Source organism: Desulfuromonas soudanensis (assembly GCF_001278055.1).
Lineage (GTDB): Bacteria > Desulfobacterota > Desulfuromonadia > Desulfuromonadales > WTL > Deferrimonas > Deferrimonas soudanensis.
The window spans coordinates 1,934,988-1,955,430 of the sequence record NZ_CP010802.1; the positions used below are offsets into that span (position 1 = coordinate 1,934,988).

The following is a 20,443-nucleotide window of genomic DNA, read 5'->3' on the forward strand; positions in this document are numbered from 1 at the left end:
TATGGCGAAACAGGTTCGAGCTATTGTTATCTCCGGCAACGGAACCAACTGCGAACGGGAGGTGGCCAACGCCTGTCGTCTGGCCGGAGCCGAGGTGGCGGACATCGTCCATATCTCCGAACTCCTCGCCGGGCGGGTCCGCCTCGACGACTACCATTTTCTCAATCTCGCCGGGGGGTTTCTCGACGGCGACGACCTCGGCAGCGCCAAGGCCGGAGCCAACCGCCTGCTCCACGCGCCGGTCAAGGGGAGCAGCGAACACCTGATCGACCAGGTTCGGCGCTTCATCGCCGCGGGAAAGCTGGTCCTCGGGGTCTGCAACGGTTTTCAGTTGATGGTCAAGATGGGACTCCTTCCGGCTCTCGACGGCGATTTCGATCGCCAGAGTGCCACCCTGACCTTCAACGACGGGGGCCGTTTTCTCGACCGTTGGGTCTATCTCAGGGTCGATACCGATTCCCCCTGTGTCTTCACCGCCGGGCTCAAGGGGATCTATCTCCCGGTACGCCACGGCGAGGGGAAATTCGTCACCGAGTCGCCGGAAATCCTAGCGCAGATCGAAACCCGGCATCTGGCCCCCCTGCGCTACAGTGACGGGGAATATCGAGCGGCAACCATGGAGGCTTCCTTCAACCCCAACGGTTCCGTCGCCGGCATCGCCGGTGTCTGTGACCAGACGGGCCGACTCTTCGGACTGATGCCCCATCCCGAAGCCTATGTGCACCGCACCCACCATCCGCGCTGGACCCGCGAGGAGGACCTCCCCGAAGAGGGGATGGGGCTGTGGCTCTACCAGAATGCCGTTCGCTTCATCCGGGAAAAGCTCCTTTAGTTATTGCGGACCCGGCACCCCGACCCCAAGGGTGTCCCCCTTGCCGGGGGGTATCTTTTACGGCGCCGGTTGTGTTAGACTTGCGCTCGGGTACGGCAGGGGAGGGGTGCGATAACCCACCGTTCTGCCGAAGAAATATTCGTCTCAACAAAAGGAGCAGTCTGTTCCATGCATGATAAATTTGAAGATGAATGCGGCGTTTTCGGAATCTTTGGTCATCCCGAGGCGGCGAACCTCACCTACCTCGGACTCTACGCCCTGCAGCATCGCGGACAGGAAAGCTGCGGGATCGTTTCCTCCGACGGGAACCGGCTGCGGGCTCACAAGGGGATGGGGCTGGTCGCCGATGTCTTTAAAAACGACGCCGTTTTTGACAACCTGCCGGGGGCCAGCGCCATCGGCCATGTGCGCTATTCCACCGCCGGCGGCAACGACCTGAAGAACTGCCAGCCGATCAATGTCGACTATCACCGTGGCGCCATCGCCGTGGCGCATAACGGCAACCTGGTCAACGCCCAGGAGTTGCGCAACGAACTCGAGCTCAAAGGCTCGATCTTTTCCACCATCGCCGATACCGAAGTCATCATCCATCTGATGGCCCGGGCCCAGCGGGAAACCCTGGCGGAACGGGTCACCGAGGCGTTGAACGAGGTCAAGGGGGCCTACAGCCTCGTTTTCCTCACCGAAACGCGCATGGTGGCGGTGCGCGACCCCAACGGTTTCCGTCCCCTGGCTCTCGGCAAACTCGATGGCGCCTACGTCGTCGCCTCGGAAACCTGCGCCTTCGATCTCATCGAGGCTCAGTTCATCCGCGAAATCGAGCCCGGCGAAATGATCGTCATCGACAAAACCGGCCTCACCAGTCTCCACCCCTTCGCCAAGGTCGCCCCGTCTCCCTGTATCTTCGAGTACATCTACTTCTCCCGCCCCGACAGCACCATCTTCGGCCGGGAGGTCTACGGCGTGCGCAAGGAATTCGGCCATCAGCTCGCCCGGGAACATGCCGTGGAGGCCGATGTGGTCATCGCCATCCCCGACTCGGGGGTGCCGGCGGCGATCGGCTACGCCGAGGAGTCGGGAATTCCCTTCCAGCTCGGGCTGATCCGCAACCATTATGTCGGCCGGACCTTTATCGAGCCGCAGCAGGCGATCCGTCACTTCGGGGTCAAGATCAAACTCAACCCGGTGCGCGAGATCATCGAGGGGAAAAGGGTCGTGGTCGTCGACGACTCCATCGTGCGCGGCACCACGGCGCGCAAGATCATCAAGATGATCCGCAATGCCGGCGCCAAGGAGATCCACATGCGCATCTCCTGCCCTCCGACCAGTTTCCCCTGCTATTACGGGATCAACACACCCACCCGCAAGGAGCTGATTTCCTCCTCCCATTCCATCGAGGAAATCAACCGCTATATCACCTCGGACACCCTCGGCTATCTTTCCCTGGAAGGGCTGAGGACGTCGGCGGGGGTCCCGGAGGGGAGCGCCGGATATTTCTGCGACGCCTGTTTCAGCGGCCACTATCCGGTCAAGTTTCCGCGCCTGAAATCCGACAGCCAACTCGGTCTTTTTTAGCCTCAAATTCTGTGCCGAATCCATTGCATCGAAATCAGATTTTGTTTTAGTTGCAATAGTTCAAATTAGCCACCAAGGCACCAAGACACCAAGTTTGGCAGCCGGCTTCAGTCAGCTTTCTTGGTGCCTCCGTGTCTTGGTGGCTATAAATATTTATTTTTCGAAGTCATTCGAATCGAGAAACCTGCGACTGCAATTTTATTTTTCAAGGAGAGAGCGCATGACCCAGGAAGAACGCAAGGAACTGATGACAATCGTTCGGGAACTGTCCTACGAGGAACGGGAGGTGACCCTGGCCTCCGGGCGCAAGAGCAACTTCTATTTCGACGGCAAGCAGACCTGTCTGCACGCCCGGGGGGGGCTGCTGGTCGGCAAAGCCTTCTGGCAGGAAGCCCAGCAGTTCCAAGGGCCGATTCACGGAGTCGGGGGGTTGACCCTCGGCGCCGACCCCATCGCCACCGCTACCTCCATCGCCGCGGCCCTCGACGGGCAGAGCGTCCATGCCTTCATCATCCGCAAGGAGCCCAAGGGGCACGGAACCGGCCAGTGGCTGGAGGGGAGAAAGAATCTCCCGGCTGGCAGTCGCGTGGTCATCGTCGAAGACGTCACCACCACCGGCGGTTCGTCCATGAAGGCGGTCGAACGCGCCCGCGAGGAGGGGCTCGAGGTGGTCGGCATCGTCACCCTCGTCGATCGGGAAGAAGGGGCCCGGGAAAATATCGAGGGGGAGAAGATCCCCCTGCGCGCCGTCTTCACCAGGACCCAGGTCGTGGGGTAGGGGAGCCAGACCGCTTCAATATGAAAAAAAGGAGGGGACGCCGATGGCGTCCCCTCCTTTTTTTTGCGGACACTGAACCCTCAGGAGGTCATTGGTCTTCGGGGATCTTGAAGACCTCCAGGACGCCGGGGAGGGCGCGGAGCTCGCTGCTGTCGAAATGACGGGTTTCGCCGATCACGCCGATGATGATGCGGTTGGCGCCCGTCGACTGATGGAAATCAAAGTCCTGGTCGATAAGGTACTGTTTGACGGCCTGCAGCTCGGCGTCGTCCGCCTGTTTCTTCATGATCACCAGCATGGTCTCAGATTCCTTTCGTGCGAATGCGTTCCAGACGCCGGGATTCGTCAATCACCCGTTCGAAGAGTCGGACGATGGCTTCATCCTCGAGGGGACCGGGATTGTAGGCCTGCATCTTCTCGAAGATCCGCCGTTCCCGGTTCGGGTCGTACACGGCAAGACCTTTCTCCTTTTTGATCTTGCCGATCTTCAGAGCCAGGGCGGCCCGCTCGTTGAAGATCCTCAGGAGTTCGCCGTCCAGGCGATCGATCTCGATGCGAAGCTGTTCAATGTCCACGGTATTTTCTCCTGATCAGCGGGGAAAACCCCTAAAAAGACTTGCGGATGACCGTATCGCGCTGCCAGTGGACGTCGTCCCGCTCGGGATAGTCGATATTATAATGCAGCCCGCGGCTCTCCCGGCGCTCGAGAGCGCAACGCACGATCAGTTCGGCCACGGTGGCGATGTTTCGCAGCTCGATGAGGTCGGAGGTGATGAGAAAATCCCAGTAGTAATCGGTGATCTCCTCCTGGATCATCTGGATGCGGCGCAGGGCACGCACCAGGCGCTTGTTGGAGCGAACGATGCCGACGTAATTCCACATGCAGCGGCGGATTTCGTCCCAGTTGTGAGCGACGACCACCTCCTCGTCGCTGTTGGTGGCGCGGCCGCAGTCCCAGGGGGGGATGGCGGGAAAGTCGCTCCGATGTTCGGCGGCCAAGCGCTCCAGGGAGCGTTTTGCGGCGAGATCGCCGTAAACGACCCCTTCAAGGAGACTGTTGCTGGCCAGACGGTTGGCGCCGTGCAGGCCGGTACAGGAGGCCTCGCCGATGACGAAGAGATTTTTCAGATCCGATTCCCCGTGGGAGTCGACCTGAACGCCGCCGCACAGATAGTGGGCCGCAGGAACGACGGGGATCGGTTCCTTCGTCATGTCGATTCCGTAGGAGAGGCAGGTTTCGTAGATGTTGGGGAAGCGGTCGCGGATGTAATCGGCCCCTTCGAAGGTGATGTCGAGAAAGACGCAGTCGTCGCCGTGCACCTTCATTTCATTGTCGATCGCGCGGGCGACGATGTCGCGGGGGGCGAGGTCTCGCAGCTCATGGTAGTTGGACATGAAGGCCGTGCCGTCCCGGCGTTTGAGAATCGCTCCTTCGCCGCGGACGGCCTCGGAGATCAGGAAGGACTTGGCGAGGGGGTGGTAGAGGGTCGTGGGGTGAAACTGCATGAATTCCATGTTGGCGACGCTGGCTCCCGCCCGGTACGCCATGGCGACTCCGTCCCCCGTTGCGACGTCGGGATTGCAGGTGTAGAGATAGACCTTGCCGGCCCCCCCGGTGGCCAGTACGGTCATGGCGGCACCGAAGGCGATAACTTCGTTGGCGCCGATGTCGAGGACGTAGGCGCCCAGGCAGCGGTTGAGGGGGCAATATTTTTGCGTCGCCTTTGTTTCGGTGATCAGGTCGATGGCGATGTGGTTTTCATAGAGGGTGATGTTGGGGTGTTTGCCGATGGCCTCGATCAGCGCCCGTTCGATCTCACGCCCCGTGACGTCCTTGGCGTGGAGGATACGTCGCTGGCTATGCCCCCCTTCCCGCGTCAGGTCGTAGCTGTCATCGTCCTTGCGGCTGAACTGGACCCCCCAGTCGATCAGGTCGTGAATCGCCCCGGGTCCAGCTTCGACGACCTCCCTGACAATTTCCTCCCGGGAGAGAAAAACACCGGCGACCATGGTGTCGCGGATGTGTTCCTCGAAGGAGTCCTCGTCGGAGAAGACCGAGGCGATCCCCCCCTGGGCGAGATTGGTTGCCGTTTCGGAAATCTCCCGTTTGGTGACAATGGTGACGGTGCCGTGCTCGGCGACCTTCAGAGCATAGGACAGGCCGGCGATGCCGCTGCCGATGACCAGAAAATCCGAGATGATTCTCATGGGACCCTCATTGAAAAGCAGGTAAAAGGTCGAGCCTCAAAGAACCGGCCCAACGATTGCACGAAGAGACCATGTAAGGACCGCCGCGCAGCAAAAATCGGGAGTCCCCGATTCCACCGCTGCAAATTTGCCATTATTGTTCCGGGTGGGAACCATGTCAAGAATTTTGGCCGGCTAAATGGGTTGAAACACAAGATCTTTTCAGCTATATTCCGAACCTGAACCCATCTGTGGTGGATGATGACGAAATCTGGTCCCCTTATTTTTATCTTCCTGGCGGCCCTGGCGGGTCCCTGCGGTCTCCCCGGCGTCGTCCGGGGGGACATCTTCCGTTATGTGGACGGCAACGGGGTGATGCATTTCACCAATGCTCCGACGGTCGCGGGCTACACCGTCTATCTCAAGGAGGGGAGGGTTTCAACGGTCAAGGAGATGGTTCGCCGCTACGCCACGCTCTTCGATCTGGAAGAGGCTCTGATCAAGGCGGTGATCAAGGTCGAGAGCGATTATAATCCTGTGGCCGTCTCGTCCAGGGGCGCTCTCGGTTTCATGCAGCTAATGCCGACGACCGCCCGGGAAATGGATGTGAAGAATCCGATGAATCCCGCCGAAAACATCTACGGCGGCAGCCGCTATCTGCGCCTGATGCTCAACCAGTTCAACGGAAACCTCGATCTGGCGCTGGCCGCCTACAATGCCGGCCCCGGGGCGGTGCGCCGCCATGGAGGGATTCCCCCCTATGCCGAAACCCGCAACTATGTCGACCGGGTAAAAAAGTTCCTCACCTACTACCGTGAACGCAAGGATATCTACCTATGAATTTCCGGTCGGGGTTGCTGAACTTGCCGAATCTTCTCACCCTCGGACGGATTGCCGCAATCCCCCTGCTGGTATTTTTCCTTTTTTTCGACGGTCCCCGGGCCAGCTTCTGGGCGGCGATCATTTTTTCCGTGGCCGCCATCACCGACTGGCTCGACGGCTGGCTGGCCCGCAAATGGGAAGTGGTGACCGTTCTCGGCAAATTTCTCGACCCTCTGGCCGACAAGCTGATCGTCATGGCCGCCCTGATCATGCTGATTCCGCACGACCGGGTCCCCGCCTGGGCGGTCTTTTTGATCCTGGCCAGGGAAATGATCGTCACCGGCCTGCGCTCCATCGCCTCTTCCGAAGGGGTCGTCATCGCCGCCAGCGACCTGGGAAAATACAAGACCATATTTCAGATGGTGGCGATCATCGGTCTCCTTCTTCATTACGATTATTACTGGCTCTTCGGTCTGCGCTGGGAGCTGTTCCATGCCGATATGCACCATTTCGGGATCTTCTTCTTCTATATCGCCCTGATGCTGACCGTCTGGTCCGGGGCGGACTATCTCTTTAAATTCTTTAAGGTTATTGCCCGCAAATAGGCTGGTGCCGGTACGGAACCCCTCTTGAATTTTTTGTTGACTTGGTAAAACCGTTTTGTTATTAATAGGCCCGCTTACGACAGCGGCAAAAATGCGGGAATAACTCAGTGGTAGAGTGCGACCTTGCCAAGGTCGAAGTCGCGGGTTCGAATCCCGTTTCCCGCTCCAAAAGATAACAAGCCTCAAGGTCGATGCCTTGGGGCTTTTATTTTGTCGAGTGCTCGGCCCGGTCCGCAGGTTCGCGGCGCTCTCATAATCACCGCAGGGAGAATGACATGGCGACAGGCAGACGGATTTCCGGACTCTTGGTTCTGGTAACCTTCCTCATGGTGGGGAGTGGCTGTGTCGGCAACATCGGTAGCAACCTCTCTTCGGCCATTTTGAATCATCCCGACCCGGAGACCGTAAAGGAAAGCATCCCGTCCTACCTCCTCCTCATCGACAGTTTCATCGCCGATGCCCCCAGGGACAGGGTTCTTCTGGAGACCGGCGCCAATCTCTATGCGATTTACGCCTCGGCCTTCGTCGAAGACGAGGGTCGGGCAGCGCTCCTTGCCGAGATCGCCCGGGGATACGGAGAAAGGGCGCTGTGTCGTGCGGCTCGGGCGGCCTGCGGCCTGTCGCAGCGACCCTTTGAAGAGTATTCGCGCCGACTTGAGGATCTCGACGAAGGCGCGGTTCCGGCGCTCTTCTCCTATACGACCACCTGGCTGGTTTGGATCAAGACGCACAGCAGCGACTGGCTGGCCCTGTCCGACCTCCCCAAGGTCGAAGCCGCCCTGGAACGGATCGTCGAGCTCGACGAGGGGTACCGTCACGGCAGCGCCCACCTTTATCTCGGCGTTCTCAAGTCCCTTCGCCCCCCCTCCCTCGGCGGCCATCCCGAGGATGGGCGTCGTCACTTTGAACGGGCTCTGGCCCTCTCCTGGGGCCGCGATCTCGGCTTCAGGGTGGAATTCGCCCGCAGCTATGCCCGCCTGGTGTATGATCGTGAACTCCATGACCGGCTTTTAAACGAAGTCATGGCGGCCGATCCCGTGGCCCCGGATTTGACCCTCCTCAATACCCTGGCCAAGCGTCAGGCCCGGTTACTGCTGGACTCGGCAGAAGACTATTTCTAGGCTCAAATTAGCCGAATTGGAGACACTCAGATGTTGAAAAGACTCGTTTTTCTGACCCTTGCCATCCTCCTTGCCGGTTTCGCCCCCATAGCCGCCGAGGCGGCCGTTCTGAAAATCGCCACCATCGCCCCTGAAGGGTCCCAGTGGATGCAAGAAATGCGCAAGGGGGCCGATGAAATCAAGACCCGCACCGCCGGCCGGGTGACGGTCAAGTTCTACGGCGGCGGGGTGATGGGGAACGAGAAGAGCGTTCTGCGCAAAATCCGTATCGGCCAGCTCCACGGCGGCGCCTTCACGGGTGGCGGTCTCATCGAGGTTTATCCCGACATCAGCCTCTACAGCCTGCCGATGGTCTTCCGTTCCCTCGACGAGCTTGACTATGTCCGATCGCGTATGGACAAGACCCTTGAGCAGGGGCTCGAAGGGGCCGGTTTCGTCAGCTTCGGTTTCGCCGAAGGGGGGTTCGCCCTGATCATGGCCAATAAGCCGGTGCGCAGTCTCGACGATCTCAGAGGGAAGAAAATATGGGTTCCCGAAGGGGATTCCAATACTTACGCCATCATGGAAGGGCTCGGTCTTTCCCCCGTGACTCTCCCCATCACCGATGTCCTGACGGGGCTGCAGACCGGTCTCATCGACATTATCGGCACCTCGCCCATCGGCGCCATTGCCTTTCAGTGGCATACCAAGGTCCAATACATTTCCACCGCCCCTCTGGCCTATCTCTTTGCCACCCTGGTGGTCGACCGCAAAGTCTTTGATAAACTCTCCGTCGAAGACCAGGCTGTGGTGCGGGAAGTCATGGAAGGAATCTACCGTCAACTCGACACCCAGAACCGCAGGGACAACGAAAAGGCCAGCGTCGCTCTCGGCACACAGGGCCTGGAATTCGTTGAATTCAATCCCGGCGAGGTGGAAAAAATGCGCTCCAACGTCACCGAAACCGTCCTCGCCCTCGGCAGCAAGGGGGCCTTCTCCCTCCCTCTCTACCAGGAAATGCGCCGGCTCATCGAGGCCTACCATAGCCAACCCCGGAGTGGTGCCGGAGGCGTTCGTCCATGATTGAGCCGCAGCGGTTGTTTCGCAGACTGCGCCGCGTCGGAACCCTGGCCGAGGATGCCCTCCTCATCGTTATGCTGACGGTGATGATCGGTCTGGCCGCCCTGCAGATTTTTCTGCGCAACATCTTGGACACCGGCTTTGTCTGGGCCGACGAACTGCTGCGAATCCAGGTCCTGTGGATTGCCCTCCTCGGCGCCGTCGCCGCCAGCCGCGACGACAACCATGTCAATATCGATCTTCTGACCCGTTTCCTTCCCGGGCGCTGGCAACCGGCAACCAAGGTGATCGTCGATCTCTTTACCGCCGTCGTCTGCGCCCTGGTCGCCTGGCAGGCCGCACGTTTCGTGCAGATGGAGCATGCCTACGACTCCACGGTTCTCGGCAACTTCCCCGCCTGGATCGTGCAGTCGATTCTCCCCGTCGGATTTGCAATCGTCGCCTACCGTTATTTTCTCTTCTTCTGCAAAAACCTCGGAAAACTGCTCAAGGGAGTTGCCGCGCCATGATTGCCGTCGGCCTGTCGCTGATTATCCTGGCGTTGCTCGGCGCCCCGCTCTTTGCCGTCATTGCCGCCAGCGCTCTGTTCGGCTTTTATCAGGCCGATGTCGATCTTTCCGTGATTGCCATCGAGATCTACCGCATCGCCGAGATGCCCGTTCTTCTGGCCATTCCCCTTTTTACCTTTGCCGGCTACCTTCTCAGCGAAAGCCGCGCGCCTCACCGCCTGGTGCAGCTCACACGGGCCCTCCTCGGCTGGATGCCCGGCGGTCTGGCGGTGATCTCCCTGGCGGCCTGTGCGGTCTTTACCGCTTTTACCGGGGCCTCGGGGGTGACCATCATCGCCCTCGGCGCCCTTTTGTATCCGGCGCTGCGGGAGTCCGGCTATTCGGACGACTTTACTCTCGGGCTGGTGACCACCTCGGGGAGCCTCGGTCTTCTCTTTGCCCCTTCTCTGCCGCTGATTCTTTACGGAATCGTCGCCCAGCAGACCAACATCGGCCAGCCGGTGTCCATCGAGGAACTTTTTGCCGCCGGGGTTCTGCCGGGAGTCCTGATGGTGGTCCTCCTCGGCGGTTACAGCCTGTGGATGAACCGCCACAACCGGATTCCCCTCGGCAGTTTCTCCTGGATTGAAGTCGGAGGGGCCCTGCGGGCCTCGGTCTGGGAAATCCCCCTGCCGTTCGTCGTTCTCGGCGGGATTTACAGCGGGTATTTCGCCGTTTCCGAGGCCGCCGCCGTCACGGCCCTCTACGTGATCGTCGTCGAGGTGCTGATCCTGCGGGAAATCCCCCTGCGGACTCTTCCCAGGATTATGCGTCAGTCGATGGTTCTGGTCGGCGGGATACTCATCATTCTCGGCGTCTCCCTGGCCTCGACCAACTATCTCATCGATGCCGGCGTACCCGGGCGCCTCTTTGAACTGGTGCGCACCCATGTCTCCAGCCAGCTGACTTTTCTCATCCTCCTCAACATCTTTTTGCTGATTCTCGGCGCCCTTCTCGACATCTTCTCGGCCCTCGTCCTGGTCGTACCGCTGATTCTGCCGGTGGCCGTCTCCTACGGCGTGGATCCCGTCCATCTCGGGATCATCTTCCTCGCCAACATGCAGATCGGCTACCTGACCCCGCCGGTGGGACTCAACCTCTTCATCGCCAGTTACCGATTCAAAAAACCGATCTCCGAAATCTACCGGGCCACCTGGCCCTTTCTCCTTATTCTTCTGCTGAGCGTCCTGATCATCACCTACTGGCCCGATCTCTCCCTGATGATGATTCGCTAAAGGGCGGTTTTTAATTTGCGCTCCCTGCGTTAGAATGAACGGGAGACCTGTCGCTCTCCTTCGGATCAAATATCGCCGCGACAGGCTCCTCCTTTATCAGGGAAAGGATTGCCGATGCCGCCCCGCTCCGTTGCCTTCCTCCTGTTGCTGTCCCTCCTCGTCACCCTTGCGGCGGAAGGGAGGGGGGCAAGCGATCCTCCCTTACCCTCTGCGGGTCCAGCCGCCCTCAACACCCGCGCCGCGGCCTTTCTCGGAATTCCCTACCGCAATGACGGCGCTCTCGACGAGTCCGGCCGTTACACCACCTTCCGCAATCCTGAACGCACCAGCTCCGAGCCGGGCCTCAACTGCAGCGGCCTGGTCCTGGCCCTTTGCCGCGCCCTGCTCGGGAGCCGTCAGACCCTGGCCGAAGTCGGGGTCGACCGCCGGGGAGACAGCGGCGCCGACTCCCCCCTGGGGGAGGACTGGGATTACGGCTGGGATCTCACTCTTAATTTGAGCGACGGTTTCGTCCGCTGCGCCCTTCTCCCCGCGGGAGCCGTGGCGGTGCCGTCGGCGATGGAGGAAGGGGAGGGCCCCGGTTTTCTTCTCGGCAGCGCTGCGGCCTGGCAAACGATCCTCCCGCGGCTCAAACCGGGACGGGTCTATCTCGGGAGCATGAACCGACCGGGTGGTTTGGCGCCCTATCGCCTGCTGCACCATCATGTGGTGGTTCTTCTGCCGGACGGGGAGGGTCGCTGCTGGCTCTATCAGGCCACGGCCAGCGACGGGGTTCATCGTCTCGATCTTCGCACCGCCGCAGGGCTCCGGCGCCTGCAGGAGCAGTTTCCCGACCGTTCCGAGGGTCCGGAACGCATCCTTATTCTCGAGGTGGCCCCCCCTATCTGAGTGACCGGCCTCACCGGCCCGGAGAGGATCCTGGTATGGCCTTTGACTTCCCAGTCTACACCCCTCCCGATTTCACGGCTCCCTCCCTGGCCCAGGCGCCCTGCGTCCGCTTTGCGTCCGTGATCCAGGAGGGGATCGCTCCCGACGGCTATCACGCCACTTCCGTTCATCCCGAATATCTCCACCTTGCCCCCGACTCCTGGACCCTGCTCCAGGAGTCGCGCATGGACTGCGTGGTCGTGCTGGATCGTGACGGCGAGCTGCAGGTGCGGGAGTTTCGCACCCTGAAGGTCGAAGATCGGGTGGCCTGTGGCCGGAGCGAGGATGGCAGCGACGGCATCCTCGTCTATCCAGGCGGCTTCCTGCCGCCGGGGGAAGAGGGGGAGCGGGAGCGTTTCGCCTTTCGTACCGGCTTCAGCCGCGAAACCTCCTTTTCCATCGACTACGACCGGCTCTACGCCCTTCTCGAAGAGGAGAAGCGCCACGGTTTCATCCTCTGGGTCCTGGGCCCGGCGGCGATCTTCGACCGCGACGCCAGGGAAGCCTTCGTCTCCCTGGTGGAGGGGGGCTACATCCACGCCCTTCTCGCCGGCAACGCCTTCCCCACCCACGACCTCGAGGGAGCTCTCTACGGCACCGCTCTCGGCCAGGATCTCTACACGAAGCAGCCGGTTCCCCAGGGGCACTACCGGCACCTCGATGCACTCAACCGCATCCGCGCCCTCGGCTCCATCCGCCGTGCCGTCGAAGAGGGGGAGGTGGTAAACGGGGTGATGCGGGCCCTCATCCGCAAGGATATTCCCTTCGTCCTTGCCGGCTCGATTCGCGACGACGGGCCGCTTCCCGAGGTGATCGCCGATGCCTGTCAGGCCCAGGACCGGATGCGCATCCTGGCACGCAAGGCGACCACGGTCATCGCTCTGGCCACCGCCCTGCATACCATCGCCACCGGAAACATGATCCCCTCCTACCGGGTGGAGAGGGACGGCCGGGTGCGCCCGGTTTACTTCTACGCCGTCGACATGTCCGAGTTTGCTCTCGGCAAGCTCCTCGACCGAGGCTCCGTTTCGGCCCGGCCGATCCTCACCAACGTCCAGGATTTCATCGTGACTCTGCAACGCGGTCTCAACCGCCGCTGATTTCGGTCCCGGCAGTTCCGGCCAGCCCCATTTCGATCTCGTCCACCGCCGTGATCAGCGCCCGCTTGCCGCCGCTGGCGAGAAAGAGGAGCGCCGCCTCGACCTTGGGTCCCATGGATCCCGGGGGGAAGTGGCCTTGAGCGAGGGCGTCCCTGGCCTCCTTCACGGTGACGGTGCCGAGAAACAGCTCCTGTTCCGTGCCGTAGTCGAGGGCCGCCCCGGGGACGTCGGTGGCGATGAGGAGGATGTCGGCGCCGACCTCTTCGGCCAGGCAGGCGCTGGCCAGGTCCTTGTCGATGACCGCCTCCACCCCGCGAGTCCCCCGACCGTTGCGGATCACCGGTATTCCGCCGCCGCCGCAGCAGATAACGATGAAGCCGAGATCGATCAGCGTACGGATTTGCCGCTTTTCGACAATCGTCAGCGGTCGGGGCGAGGCGACCACCCGTCGCCGGCCGCCGGGAACTTCGGCCAGGGGGTAGGGGAGGGATGCCGCTTCTTCCGCTGAGTAGAGAGGGCCGACGGGCTTTTCCGGCGCGGCGAAGGCCGGATCCTCCCCGTCGACCACCACGGTGGTGACCAGACTCACCACCATCGGCACCGGATGTACGCCAAGGGCCGCCAGTTCGCCGTCAAGGGACGATCCAATCATGTAGCCGAGCTCCCCCTGGGTGGCCGCCACCAGGACCTCCAGGGGGAGTTTCGGCACCGCGGTGCAGGCTTCCTGCTGCAGGAGGAGATTTCCCACCTGGGGGCCGTTGCCGTGGGTGATGAGGATCCGGTAGTCGCGGCTCAGCCGGGCGATCTGCCGGATCGGCACCCGGAGGTTGGCCCTCTGCTCTTCGACGGTCCCCGTCTCCCCCCGTCGGATCAGGGCGTTGCCGCCGAGGGCGACCAGGAGGATCGGTCTGGTGTCAGCCGATTTCATAGGAACTTCCCCGGCAACAGACCCTTCAAGCGAGGGCGCAGGAGGTTCTCCAGGGTCGGCGAGCGGTGATCCCGATAGCGGTAGCTGACCTCGAGGAGCGGCTGGCGCACCCGGATGAGGTGCCCGAGGCGGATCGGGGTCGCCGAGAGGATGAGGTCGCAGTCGATTCCGGCGATGGTCTTTTCCAGATCCGCCAGTTGCCGGGGGGAGTAGCCCATGGCCGGAAGAATCCCGACGAGATGAGGATAGGTCCGGAAGGTCTCGGCCAGGCTTCCCACGGCGAAGGGGCGGGGATCGACGATGATCGCCGCGCCCCACCGCCGGGCGGCGAGGGTGGCGGCGCCGAAGGACATGCCCCCGTGGGTCAGTGTCGGGCCGTCCTCGATCGCCAGAACCCGTTTGCCTCGGATCGATTCGGAGCAGGAGACGGCGAGGGGGAGTTCGGCCAGGACGAGGAGTGCTTCGGGATTGGTGGCGGCAACCGTTCTTTCCAGTCTCGCCACTTCCGCGGCCGGCGCCGAGTCGACCTTGGGGATGATCACGATGTCGGCGGAGAGGAGGTTGCTTTCCCCGGGGTAGTAGGTGAGCTCGTCCCCGGTCCGATGGGGGTCGCAAAGAACGATATGGATGTCGGGAGCGAAAAAGGGCAGGTCGTTGTTCCCGCCGTCCCAGACGATGACCTCGGCCTCGGTTTCGGCCTCATCGAGAATCGCCCGGTAGTCGATTCCGGCATAGACGACGACCCCCATCGCCAGGAGGGGTTCATACTCCTCCCGCTCCTCGATGGTGCACTTCTGGTCGTCAAGGTCGGCGGCGGTGGCAAAGCGCTGCAGGCGCTGCAGACGGAGATCGCCGTAGGGCATGGGGTGACGTACCACCACCGACTTGATTCCCATGGCCTGCAGGATGCGGACGACCTCGCGGGTGGTGGGAGACTTGCCGCAACCGGTCCGCACTCCGCAGATCGCCACCACCGGGCGAATGGAGGGGAGAAGGGTGCGGTGACCGCCGAGCAGGAGGAAATCGGCTCCCAGGGCGAGAACCCGCGAGGCCCGGTGCATCACTTCGATGTGGGGGATGTCGCTGTAGGCAAAGGCCACGACGTTGACCTTCTCCTCCCGGATCAGTGCAACGAGGCGCTCTTCGGGGTGGATGGGAATCCCCCGGGGGTAGAGCCTGCCGGCAAGCTCCGGCGGGTAGAAGCGCCCGGCAATCCCGGGGATCTGCGCGGCGGTGAAGGCGACGACCCGGTAATGGGGGTCGTCGCGGAAACAGGTGTTGAAGTTATGGAAGTCCCGTCCGGCGGCTCCCATGATAAGGACCGTTTCGCCCATGGCTCGGCTCTCCGATGAATTCCTCCCCTGCGTAGAGCATATCGCAAATCGGCAAGGATGGTCTTGCTCAGGAGACGGACCCTTTGCTAGAATGGCCGCCTCGGGTCGGGAATTCCCCGGCCGGTCGCCGCAGGGGTGTTGATGGAAATACCGGGGTGCCCCTGGAAACCGGCACTTTCCCGCCCCCTCCTGAGGGTGACACCCCCCGCACCCGGTTGACTTGACGCCCCGGCGTGATACGTTCTCTCCATGTTGCCGAAGTGGCAAAGGACAAGTCTGCAGGGGAGGATTCGACTATGGGAAAAATGGGGTTGGGGGCCATTTTGCTGACGGCGTTCGTTGCCGCCGGGTCCCTTTCGGTCGCGGCCGAAGAGGGGAAAGTGGAGCGGGATAAGGTGCGCACCGAGGAGCGGCAGGAACTGCGCAGCTCCGGTGAAGATGTGTACGGCTGGCAACTGATGAATGAGGAGGAGCGCCGCGCCCATCGCCAGCAGATGCGTCTTCTGCAGACCGAGGAGGAGCGGGAGCGCTTCCGTCTCGAGCATCATCGCCTGATGCAGAAACGGGCCAAAATGAGGGGCGTGACCCTCCCCGAGGATCCTCTTCCGATCCGCCGCGGCGCGGGATCCGGAGGGGGAGGGGGCGGCCGCCGCTGAATCCCCCGCAAGTTTTCAGGAGATCCTATGGCCGTTGTGGAAGTCAGCATCACCCCTCTCGGTGCCGGAATCGGAGTCTCCCGTTTCGTGGCCGGAGCCCTGCGTCGTCTCAAGGAGTCGGGTCTGCACTATCAGCTGACCCCCATGGGGACGGTGATCGAAGGGGATCTCGACGAAATTCTGCGGGTGGTGCGCCTCATGCACGAATCCCCCTTTAACGAGGGTGCCCAGCGGGTCTCCACCCAAATCAAGATCGACGATCGCCGGGATGTCGAGACGCACACCCTGGCCTCCAAGGTTCGTTCCGTCGAGGAGAAGCTCTAGATGCTTTCCGCCGTGATCTTCGATTTCGACGGTGTGATCGTCGATAGCGAACCGTTGCACTACCGCGCCTTCATGGAGGTGCTGGCTCCCCACGGCATCGCCTGCAGCTGGGACGAATACCGGGAGCACTACATGGGTTTTGACGACCGGGACGGGTTTCGGGCGTTCTTCGCTCTCGCCGGACAGGGCCTCGAAGCTTCTTTGCTCGGAGAGTTGATGGCCGCCAAGGCGACCGCCTTCCAGACCATCGTCGCCGACGGGGTGGTCCCCTATCCCGGGGTCCTTGAACTCATCGATGCCCTGGCCAAGACGACCCCTCTGGCCTTGTGCAGCGGCGCCCTGCGCAGCGATATATTGCCGGTCCTTGAAAAATTCAATTTTGAAGGGGTCTTTCAGGTGATCGTCACCGCAGACGACGTGGCGGTCAGCAAGCCCGATCCGGCCAGCTACCGTCTCGCCGTGGAGAGCCTGGCCCAAATCCTCCCGGACCTGGGGGTCTCGCCGGGAACGGTTCTGGCCATCGAAGATACTCCGGCGGGGATCGCCTCGGCCCGCGGCGCCGGTCTCGCCGTTCTCGGGGTGACCAACAACTACCCCGCCGGGCAGCTGGTCCGACAGGGGTGTCTTCTGGTTCTCGACTCCCTCGAGGGGGTGACCCCGGCAGGACTCGAGGCCCTGTTCCCTGATCCCTGATGGCCGTCCCGGTGGTGAGGTGATGATCGGCGGATATGAAGGATTTTAACGGGATGCCTGTCTCCTGCGGCGGATTTTTCCTTGACACTCCGTAATCGATTTGATATTAATGCCGCACTTTTGACGGCGCGACAAGCGACGCCATGGCCCCGTCGCCAAGCGGTAAGGCAGAGGTCTGCAAAACCTCCATCACCAGTTCGAATCTGGTCGGGGCCTCCATAAAAAACAAAAAGCCAGCCTGCCAGGGCTGGCTTTTTTCTTGGCGGAAAACATGCACGTCTACTCCCTGCAAATCATCCTCCTTCTGACCCTTCTCGGCTCCCTGGCCGGATTTCTTGCCGGCCTCCTCGGCATCGGCGGCGGCATCATCCTCGTCCCCCTCTTTCTCTGGGTCTTTCCCCTCTGCGGCTTTTCTCCCGAAATCGTAGTCCATGCGGCCTTCGGCACCAGTCTGGCGATCATCATCCCCACCTCCGTCAGCAGCACCCTCGGCCACCGCAAACAGGGGAACGTCGACTGGCACCAGGTCATGCCCCTGGTGTCCGGAGGCCTCGTCGGGGCCGTCGTCGGAGCGAGCCTGGCTGCCGGACTCAGCGGACCCTGGCTCAAGGGACTCTTCGGCGGTATGCAGATTCTGGTCGCCCTTAAGCTCTATTTCTCCCATCCCTATTTCCCTCCCGAACGCAGCGAAAAAGTTCCCCTGCGACTTCTTCTCCTCGTCGGCCTTTGCGGCGGCGGCTTCTCGGCTTTTTTCGGCGTCGGCGGCGGCGTTATTGCCGTACCGATGATGATCATGATCCTCCATCTGCCGATCCACCTGGCGGTCGGCAACTCGAGCGCCCTGATCGTCGTCTCCTCTCTTTTCGGCGCTCTCTCCTATGTCTTTTACGGCTGGAAGCTCCCGGGCCTCCCGCCTTTCTCCCTCGGCTACGTCAACCTGCTGGTCATGGCGATCGTTACCCCCTTCACCGTCCTCTTTGCCCGGCTCGGGGTGCGTGTTGCCGGACGAATCTCCCATGATAAACTGGTCAATATCTTTGCCGGTCTCTTGATGTTAATCGGATTGCGAATGCTGGTGCGCCTCCTTTGATAGACCGCTGCTGAATCGACCGACCTGAGCTCAGGTCCCTTCATATCCTTTGCCGGGAGGATCTATGCAACGCCAACCCGCCGTCGCCGGCCAGTTCTATCCGGGGGACGCCCGGACCCTGAGGCAGACCGTCCTCGAACTCCTTTCTCCGCCGGCAAAGGTGATGACCGCTGCCGGAATCGTCTCCCCCCATGCCGGCTATCGCTATTCCGGCGGCATCGCCGGCGAGACCTTTGCCAGGATTCGCGTCCCGGAAAAGGTCGTCGTTCTCGGCCCCAACCATCAGGGGATAGGGCATCGGGCCGCGGTCTATCCTCGCGGCAGCTGGCTGAGCCCGCTGGGCGAAACCCCGGTCGACGAAGTTCTGGCCGCGCGGATTCTCCAGGCCTGCCCGGTCCTGGCTGCCGATACCGTCGCGCACTCCCGGGAACATTCCCTCGAAGTCCAGCTCCCCTTCATCCTGATGCGCTCTCCCGGGGCGACGATCGTTCCGATCTGCCTGGGGTCCCTCTCCCTCGAAGAACTCCTCGCCCTCGGCGAGGGGCTCGGTAAGGCGCTGCTGGAGACGCCTGAGGAGGTCCTGATCGTCGCCAGTTCCGACATGACGCACTACGAAGAAGCGGAGACGGCCCGCACCAAGGATATGCGGGCCATTGCCCGGATTCTCGACCTCGATGCCGAGGGGCTCTTCAGGACGGTACGGGACGGCGCCATCACCATGTGCGGCGTGCTGCCGACGGTGGTGATGCTTGTTGCCGTCCGCAGCCTCGGCGCCCTTCGAGGGGAACTGGTGCGCTACGGAAACTCCGGCGAGGTGAGCGGCGATCACGACGCGGTCGTCGGCTACGCCGGGGTGGTGGTCCCGATCCCGGAGCGCTGAGACTAGGAGCCTGTCGGACTATCCATGAGCCGGCTGTAAAATCGTCTAGTTGGGCCATATCCAAGCTCCTTTTCGACCAATAGAGAAGGCTATTGGCTCTCAAACGAGCTCGAATCTGTCCTCAAATATCCAATTTTTCGCTTCGGCCCGTATAGTCCGACAGGCTCCTAGGCGCTGGGAGAAAATCCTTGTCAATTCCCCCTTCTTAAAGTATAAAAAGCCGGGTCGCCGTCGAGGCGACCCGTTGTTTTTGCCTTCCCGAAAGAATTTTTCCGCGCCATCCAAGGAGTCCCCGATGTCCAAACTGCGCGTCCGCTTCGCTCCCAGCCCCACCGGGTATCTGCACGTCGGCGGCGCCCGCACGGCGCTCTTCAATTACCTGCTGGCCCGCAAGGAACACGGGACTTTCATCCTGCGCATCGAGGACACAGACGTCGCCCGCTCCACCCAGGAGTCCGTCGACGCCATCCTCCGGGCCATGGAGTGGCTCGGGCTCTCCTACGACGAAGGCCCTTTCTATCAGTCGGAGCGCTTCGACCTCTACCGCGGTAAGATCGAAACCCTGTTGGCCGAAGGGAAGGCCTATCGCTGCTACTGCACCGTCGAAGAACTCGATGCCCGGAGGGAAGCGGCGATGAAAAGCGGCGGTAAGCCGCGTTACGACGGCACCTGCCGCGACCGCACAGACCATCCCGAAGGGGCTCCCTTCGTCGTCCGTTTCAAGAGCCCCCTGGAGGGAGAGACGACCTTCGTCGACCGCATCAAGGGTCCGATCACCTTTGCCAACGACGAACTCGACGACCTGATCATCCAGCGCAGCGACGGCACCCCGACCTACAACTTCGTCGTCGTAGTCGACGACGCCGAAATGGGGCTGACCCTGGTGATCCGCGGCGACGACCACATCAACAACACGCCGCGTCAGATCGTCATGTATCAGGGACTCGATTATTCCGTCCCCGAATTCGCCCATGTGCCGATGATTCTCGGCGCCGACAAGACTCGGCTCTCCAAACGGCACGGCGCCACCTCGGTCATGGCCTACCGCGAGATGGGGTACCTCCCCGAGGCGATGGTCAACTACCTGGTGCGCCTCGGCTGGTCCCACGGCGACCAGGAGATCTTCTCCATGGAGGAGTTGATTGAAAAATTTTCCCTCGACCACGTCGGTCGCGCCGCCGGAGTCTTCAATCCCGAAAAGCTCCTGTGGCTCAACGCCCACTACATCAAGACCGGTGACCCGGTGCGCCTCGGCGAACTTCTCAAGGAATATCTCGGCAACATCGCCGTCGATACGAAGGGGGGTCCAGAGATCACCGCCGTGGTCAAAACGCTGCAGGAGCGAGCCCGCACGATGGTCGAAATGGCCGAGGGAGCGGCCTTCTATTTCAAGAAGGAGGTCGACTATGACCCTGAGGCCGTCGCCAAATTTCTTACTTCCGACAAAAAGCCGATATTCGAATCCCTGATCGCCGGTCTGGCTTCATGCGGCGAATGGAACCACGACGGCATCGCCGCCGTCTTTGCCGCGGTGATGGAAGAAAACGGTCTCAAACTCGGCAAGATCGGGCCCTCCGTCCGCGTCGCCCTGGTCGGCGGCACCAGCAGTCCCGGCATCTACGAAGTTCTCGAAGTTCTCGGTCAGGCGGAGAGCCTTCGGCGGTTGCGTCTGGCCCTGCCGAAGCTGGCGTAAAAGAGAAAATTTGATTTTATTACAGGTAGTTGCGGTTGACATTTCAGGTCGTTTCG

The 20,443-nt window shown here is 61.7% G+C and carries 22 protein-coding genes and 2 tRNA genes; 19 read left to right on the forward strand and 5 right to left on the reverse strand.

The features are described from left to right. The first annotated feature begins 1 nt into the window (after nucleotide 1). The 3 genes from DSOUD_RS08710 to pyrE all read left to right on the forward strand — a co-directional run bounded on the left by DSOUD_RS08710 (nucleotide 2) and on the right by pyrE (nucleotide 3,185). Complete coding sequence (locus DSOUD_RS08710) at nucleotides 2–832, forward strand: phosphoribosylformylglycinamidine synthase subunit PurQ (protein ID WP_053550647.1); 831 nt, start codon at nucleotides 2–4, stop codon at nucleotides 830–832. A 168-nt stretch (nucleotides 833–1,000) separates the two neighbouring features. Beyond that, nucleotides 1,001–2,407, forward strand: a complete 1,407-nt coding sequence (gene purF / locus DSOUD_RS08715; RefSeq protein WP_053550648.1) for an amidophosphoribosyltransferase — start codon at nucleotides 1,001–1,003, stop codon at nucleotides 2,405–2,407. A 220-nt stretch (nucleotides 2,408–2,627) separates the two neighbouring features. After that, nucleotides 2,628–3,185 (forward strand): orotate phosphoribosyltransferase, encoded by a 558-nt coding sequence (gene pyrE, locus DSOUD_RS08720; RefSeq protein WP_053550649.1) that lies wholly within the window; start codon nucleotides 2,628–2,630, stop codon nucleotides 3,183–3,185. An 88-nt stretch (nucleotides 3,186–3,273) separates the two neighbouring features. Here the strand turns inward: pyrE and DSOUD_RS08725 are convergent, their stop codons facing one another. From DSOUD_RS08725 to nadB, 3 genes are read right to left on the reverse strand one after another with little or no spacing between them, the layout of a single operon-like run. Next, a complete protein-coding gene (locus DSOUD_RS08725; RefSeq protein ID WP_053550650.1) occupies nucleotides 3,274–3,483 on the reverse strand; it encodes a hypothetical protein in 210 nt (69 codons plus the stop codon). A gap of 4 nt (nucleotides 3,484–3,487) precedes the next feature. Next, complete coding sequence (locus tag DSOUD_RS08730; protein ID WP_053550651.1) at nucleotides 3,488–3,760, reverse strand: chorismate mutase; 273 nt, start codon at nucleotides 3,758–3,760, stop codon at nucleotides 3,488–3,490. Between the two features lie 31 nt (nucleotides 3,761–3,791). After that, the gene (gene nadB / locus DSOUD_RS08735) at nucleotides 3,792–5,393 is read right to left on the reverse strand and encodes an L-aspartate oxidase (RefSeq protein WP_053550652.1); all 1,602 of its coding nucleotides are present in this window, start codon (nucleotides 5,391–5,393) and stop codon (nucleotides 3,792–3,794) included. A 237-nt stretch (nucleotides 5,394–5,630) separates the two neighbouring features. Here nadB and DSOUD_RS08740 point away from each other — a divergent pair, with 237 nt between their 5' ends. From DSOUD_RS08740 to DSOUD_RS08780, 9 genes are all read left to right on the forward strand, one after another. Beyond that, entirely contained in the window at nucleotides 5,631–6,212 is a 582-nt protein-coding gene (locus tag DSOUD_RS08740) for a transglycosylase SLT domain-containing protein (RefSeq protein WP_082351171.1), read from the forward strand. Beyond that, complete coding sequence (pgsA, locus tag DSOUD_RS08745; RefSeq protein ID WP_053550654.1) at nucleotides 6,209–6,799, forward strand: CDP-diacylglycerol--glycerol-3-phosphate 3-phosphatidyltransferase; 591 nt, start codon at nucleotides 6,209–6,211, stop codon at nucleotides 6,797–6,799. The genes DSOUD_RS08740 and pgsA overlap by 4 nt, the downstream gene beginning before the upstream one ends. A gap of 93 nt (nucleotides 6,800–6,892) precedes the next feature. Then, a tRNA-Gly gene (locus DSOUD_RS08750) sits at nucleotides 6,893–6,967 on the forward strand. 107 nt (nucleotides 6,968–7,074) lie between these two features. Further along, nucleotides 7,075–7,920 (forward strand): TRAP transporter TatT component family protein, encoded by an 846-nt coding sequence (locus DSOUD_RS08755; RefSeq protein WP_053550655.1) that lies wholly within the window; start codon nucleotides 7,075–7,077, stop codon nucleotides 7,918–7,920. Between the two features lie 30 nt (nucleotides 7,921–7,950). After that, complete coding sequence (locus tag DSOUD_RS08760; RefSeq protein ID WP_082351172.1) at nucleotides 7,951–8,982, forward strand: TRAP transporter substrate-binding protein; 1,032 nt, start codon at nucleotides 7,951–7,953, stop codon at nucleotides 8,980–8,982. Then, nucleotides 8,979–9,488 carry a TRAP transporter small permease gene (locus tag DSOUD_RS08765; RefSeq protein WP_053550656.1) on the forward strand — a complete coding sequence of 170 codons (510 nt, stop codon included), beginning with the start codon at nucleotides 8,979–8,981 and terminating at the stop codon, nucleotides 9,486–9,488. The genes DSOUD_RS08760 and DSOUD_RS08765 overlap by 4 nt, the downstream gene beginning before the upstream one ends. Continuing rightward, complete coding sequence (locus DSOUD_RS08770; protein WP_053550657.1) at nucleotides 9,485–10,762, forward strand: TRAP transporter large permease; 1,278 nt, start codon at nucleotides 9,485–9,487, stop codon at nucleotides 10,760–10,762. Before DSOUD_RS08765 ends, DSOUD_RS08770 begins: the two co-directional genes overlap by 4 nt. Before the next feature lie 114 nt (nucleotides 10,763–10,876). Continuing rightward, the gene (locus tag DSOUD_RS08775; RefSeq protein ID WP_053550658.1) at nucleotides 10,877–11,650 is read left to right on the forward strand and encodes a hypothetical protein; all 774 of its coding nucleotides are present in this window, start codon (nucleotides 10,877–10,879) and stop codon (nucleotides 11,648–11,650) included. Between the two features lie 35 nt (nucleotides 11,651–11,685). Then, nucleotides 11,686–12,789, forward strand: coding sequence for a putative NPN-dependent ornithine cyclodeaminase (locus tag DSOUD_RS08780; RefSeq protein ID WP_053550659.1), 1,104 nt, complete (start codon nucleotides 11,686–11,688; stop codon nucleotides 12,787–12,789). Here the strand turns inward: DSOUD_RS08780 and DSOUD_RS08785 are convergent. Then, nucleotides 12,776–13,717, reverse strand: a complete 942-nt coding sequence (locus tag DSOUD_RS08785) for a carbamate kinase (protein WP_053550660.1) — start codon at nucleotides 13,715–13,717, stop codon at nucleotides 12,776–12,778. The two genes, DSOUD_RS08780 and DSOUD_RS08785, sit on opposite strands and share 14 nt — an antisense overlap. Continuing rightward, nucleotides 13,714–15,051, reverse strand: a complete 1,338-nt coding sequence (locus DSOUD_RS08790; RefSeq protein ID WP_053550661.1) for a cyclic 2,3-diphosphoglycerate synthase — start codon at nucleotides 15,049–15,051, stop codon at nucleotides 13,714–13,716. Before DSOUD_RS08790 ends, DSOUD_RS08785 begins: the two co-directional genes overlap by 4 nt. 311 nt (nucleotides 15,052–15,362) lie before the next feature. Here DSOUD_RS08790 and DSOUD_RS08795 point away from each other — a divergent pair, with 311 nt between their 5' ends. From DSOUD_RS08795 to gltX, 7 genes are all read left to right on the forward strand, one after another. Then, a complete protein-coding gene (locus DSOUD_RS08795; protein WP_157671812.1) occupies nucleotides 15,363–15,707 on the forward strand; it encodes a hypothetical protein in 345 nt (114 codons plus the stop codon). Between the two features lie 27 nt (nucleotides 15,708–15,734). After that, nucleotides 15,735–16,031: an MTH1187 family thiamine-binding protein gene (locus DSOUD_RS08800; RefSeq protein WP_053550663.1), complete on the forward strand. Its 297-nt coding sequence runs from the start codon at nucleotides 15,735–15,737 to the stop codon at nucleotides 16,029–16,031. Beyond that, complete coding sequence (locus tag DSOUD_RS08805) at nucleotides 16,032–16,724, forward strand: HAD family hydrolase (protein ID WP_053550664.1); 693 nt, start codon at nucleotides 16,032–16,034, stop codon at nucleotides 16,722–16,724. A gap of 145 nt (nucleotides 16,725–16,869) precedes the next feature. Next, nucleotides 16,870–16,943, forward strand: a tRNA-Cys gene (locus DSOUD_RS08810). 52 nt (nucleotides 16,944–16,995) lie between these two features. Continuing rightward, complete coding sequence (locus DSOUD_RS17840) at nucleotides 16,996–17,814, forward strand: sulfite exporter TauE/SafE family protein (protein ID WP_082351173.1); 819 nt, start codon at nucleotides 16,996–16,998, stop codon at nucleotides 17,812–17,814. A 64-nt stretch (nucleotides 17,815–17,878) separates the two neighbouring features. Further along, nucleotides 17,879–18,694 carry an AmmeMemoRadiSam system protein B gene (gene amrB / locus DSOUD_RS08815; protein ID WP_053550665.1) on the forward strand — a complete coding sequence of 272 codons (816 nt, stop codon included), beginning with the start codon at nucleotides 17,879–17,881 and terminating at the stop codon, nucleotides 18,692–18,694. Nucleotides 18,695–18,989: 295 nt separating this feature from the next. After that, complete coding sequence (gene gltX / locus DSOUD_RS08820; protein ID WP_053550666.1) at nucleotides 18,990–20,387, forward strand: glutamate--tRNA ligase; 1,398 nt, start codon at nucleotides 18,990–18,992, stop codon at nucleotides 20,385–20,387. Nucleotides 20,388–20,443 lie beyond the last annotated feature (56 nt).

What these genes read in the sequence shown, in the direction of transcription:
- DSOUD_RS08775 (WP_053550658.1), top strand. Translation starts at nt 10,877, where the DNA reads ATGCCGCCCCGCTCCGTTGCCTTCCTCCTGTTGCTGTCCCTCCTCGTC.
- DSOUD_RS08800 (WP_053550663.1), top strand. Translation starts at nt 15,735, where the DNA reads ATGGCCGTTGTGGAAGTCAGCATCACCCCTCTCGGTGCCGGAATCGGA.
- DSOUD_RS08770 (WP_053550657.1), top strand. Translation starts at nt 9,485, where the DNA reads ATGATTGCCGTCGGCCTGTCGCTGATTATCCTGGCGTTGCTCGGCGCC.
- DSOUD_RS08780 (WP_053550659.1), top strand. Translation starts at nt 11,686, where the DNA reads ATGGCCTTTGACTTCCCAGTCTACACCCCTCCCGATTTCACGGCTCCC.
- DSOUD_RS08765 (WP_053550656.1), top strand. Translation starts at nt 8,979, where the DNA reads ATGATTGAGCCGCAGCGGTTGTTTCGCAGACTGCGCCGCGTCGGAACC.
- amrB (WP_053550665.1), top strand. Translation starts at nt 17,879, where the DNA reads ATGCAACGCCAACCCGCCGTCGCCGGCCAGTTCTATCCGGGGGACGCC.
- DSOUD_RS17840 (WP_082351173.1), top strand. Translation starts at nt 16,996, where the DNA reads ATGCACGTCTACTCCCTGCAAATCATCCTCCTTCTGACCCTTCTCGGC.
- gltX (WP_053550666.1), top strand. Translation starts at nt 18,990, where the DNA reads ATGTCCAAACTGCGCGTCCGCTTCGCTCCCAGCCCCACCGGGTATCTG.
- purF (WP_053550648.1), top strand. Translation starts at nt 1,001, where the DNA reads ATGCATGATAAATTTGAAGATGAATGCGGCGTTTTCGGAATCTTTGGT.
- DSOUD_RS08755 (WP_053550655.1), top strand. Translation starts at nt 7,075, where the DNA reads ATGGCGACAGGCAGACGGATTTCCGGACTCTTGGTTCTGGTAACCTTC.
- pyrE (WP_053550649.1), top strand. Translation starts at nt 2,628, where the DNA reads ATGACCCAGGAAGAACGCAAGGAACTGATGACAATCGTTCGGGAACTG.
- DSOUD_RS08740 (WP_082351171.1), top strand. Translation starts at nt 5,631, where the DNA reads ATGATGACGAAATCTGGTCCCCTTATTTTTATCTTCCTGGCGGCCCTG.
- DSOUD_RS08725 (WP_053550650.1), bottom strand. Translation starts at nt 3,483, where the DNA reads ATGCTGGTGATCATGAAGAAACAGGCGGACGACGCCGAGCTGCAGGCC.
- DSOUD_RS08760 (WP_082351172.1), top strand. Translation starts at nt 7,951, where the DNA reads ATGTTGAAAAGACTCGTTTTTCTGACCCTTGCCATCCTCCTTGCCGGT.
- DSOUD_RS08785 (WP_053550660.1), bottom strand. Translation starts at nt 13,717, where the DNA reads ATGAAATCGGCTGACACCAGACCGATCCTCCTGGTCGCCCTCGGCGGC.
- pgsA (WP_053550654.1), top strand. Translation starts at nt 6,209, where the DNA reads ATGAATTTCCGGTCGGGGTTGCTGAACTTGCCGAATCTTCTCACCCTC.
- nadB (WP_053550652.1), bottom strand. Translation starts at nt 5,393, where the DNA reads ATGAGAATCATCTCGGATTTTCTGGTCATCGGCAGCGGCATCGCCGGC.
- DSOUD_RS08790 (WP_053550661.1), bottom strand. Translation starts at nt 15,051, where the DNA reads ATGGGCGAAACGGTCCTTATCATGGGAGCCGCCGGACGGGACTTCCAT.
- DSOUD_RS08805 (WP_053550664.1), top strand. Translation starts at nt 16,032, where the DNA reads ATGCTTTCCGCCGTGATCTTCGATTTCGACGGTGTGATCGTCGATAGC.
- DSOUD_RS08710 (WP_053550647.1), top strand. Translation starts at nt 2, where the DNA reads ATGGCGAAACAGGTTCGAGCTATTGTTATCTCCGGCAACGGAACCAAC.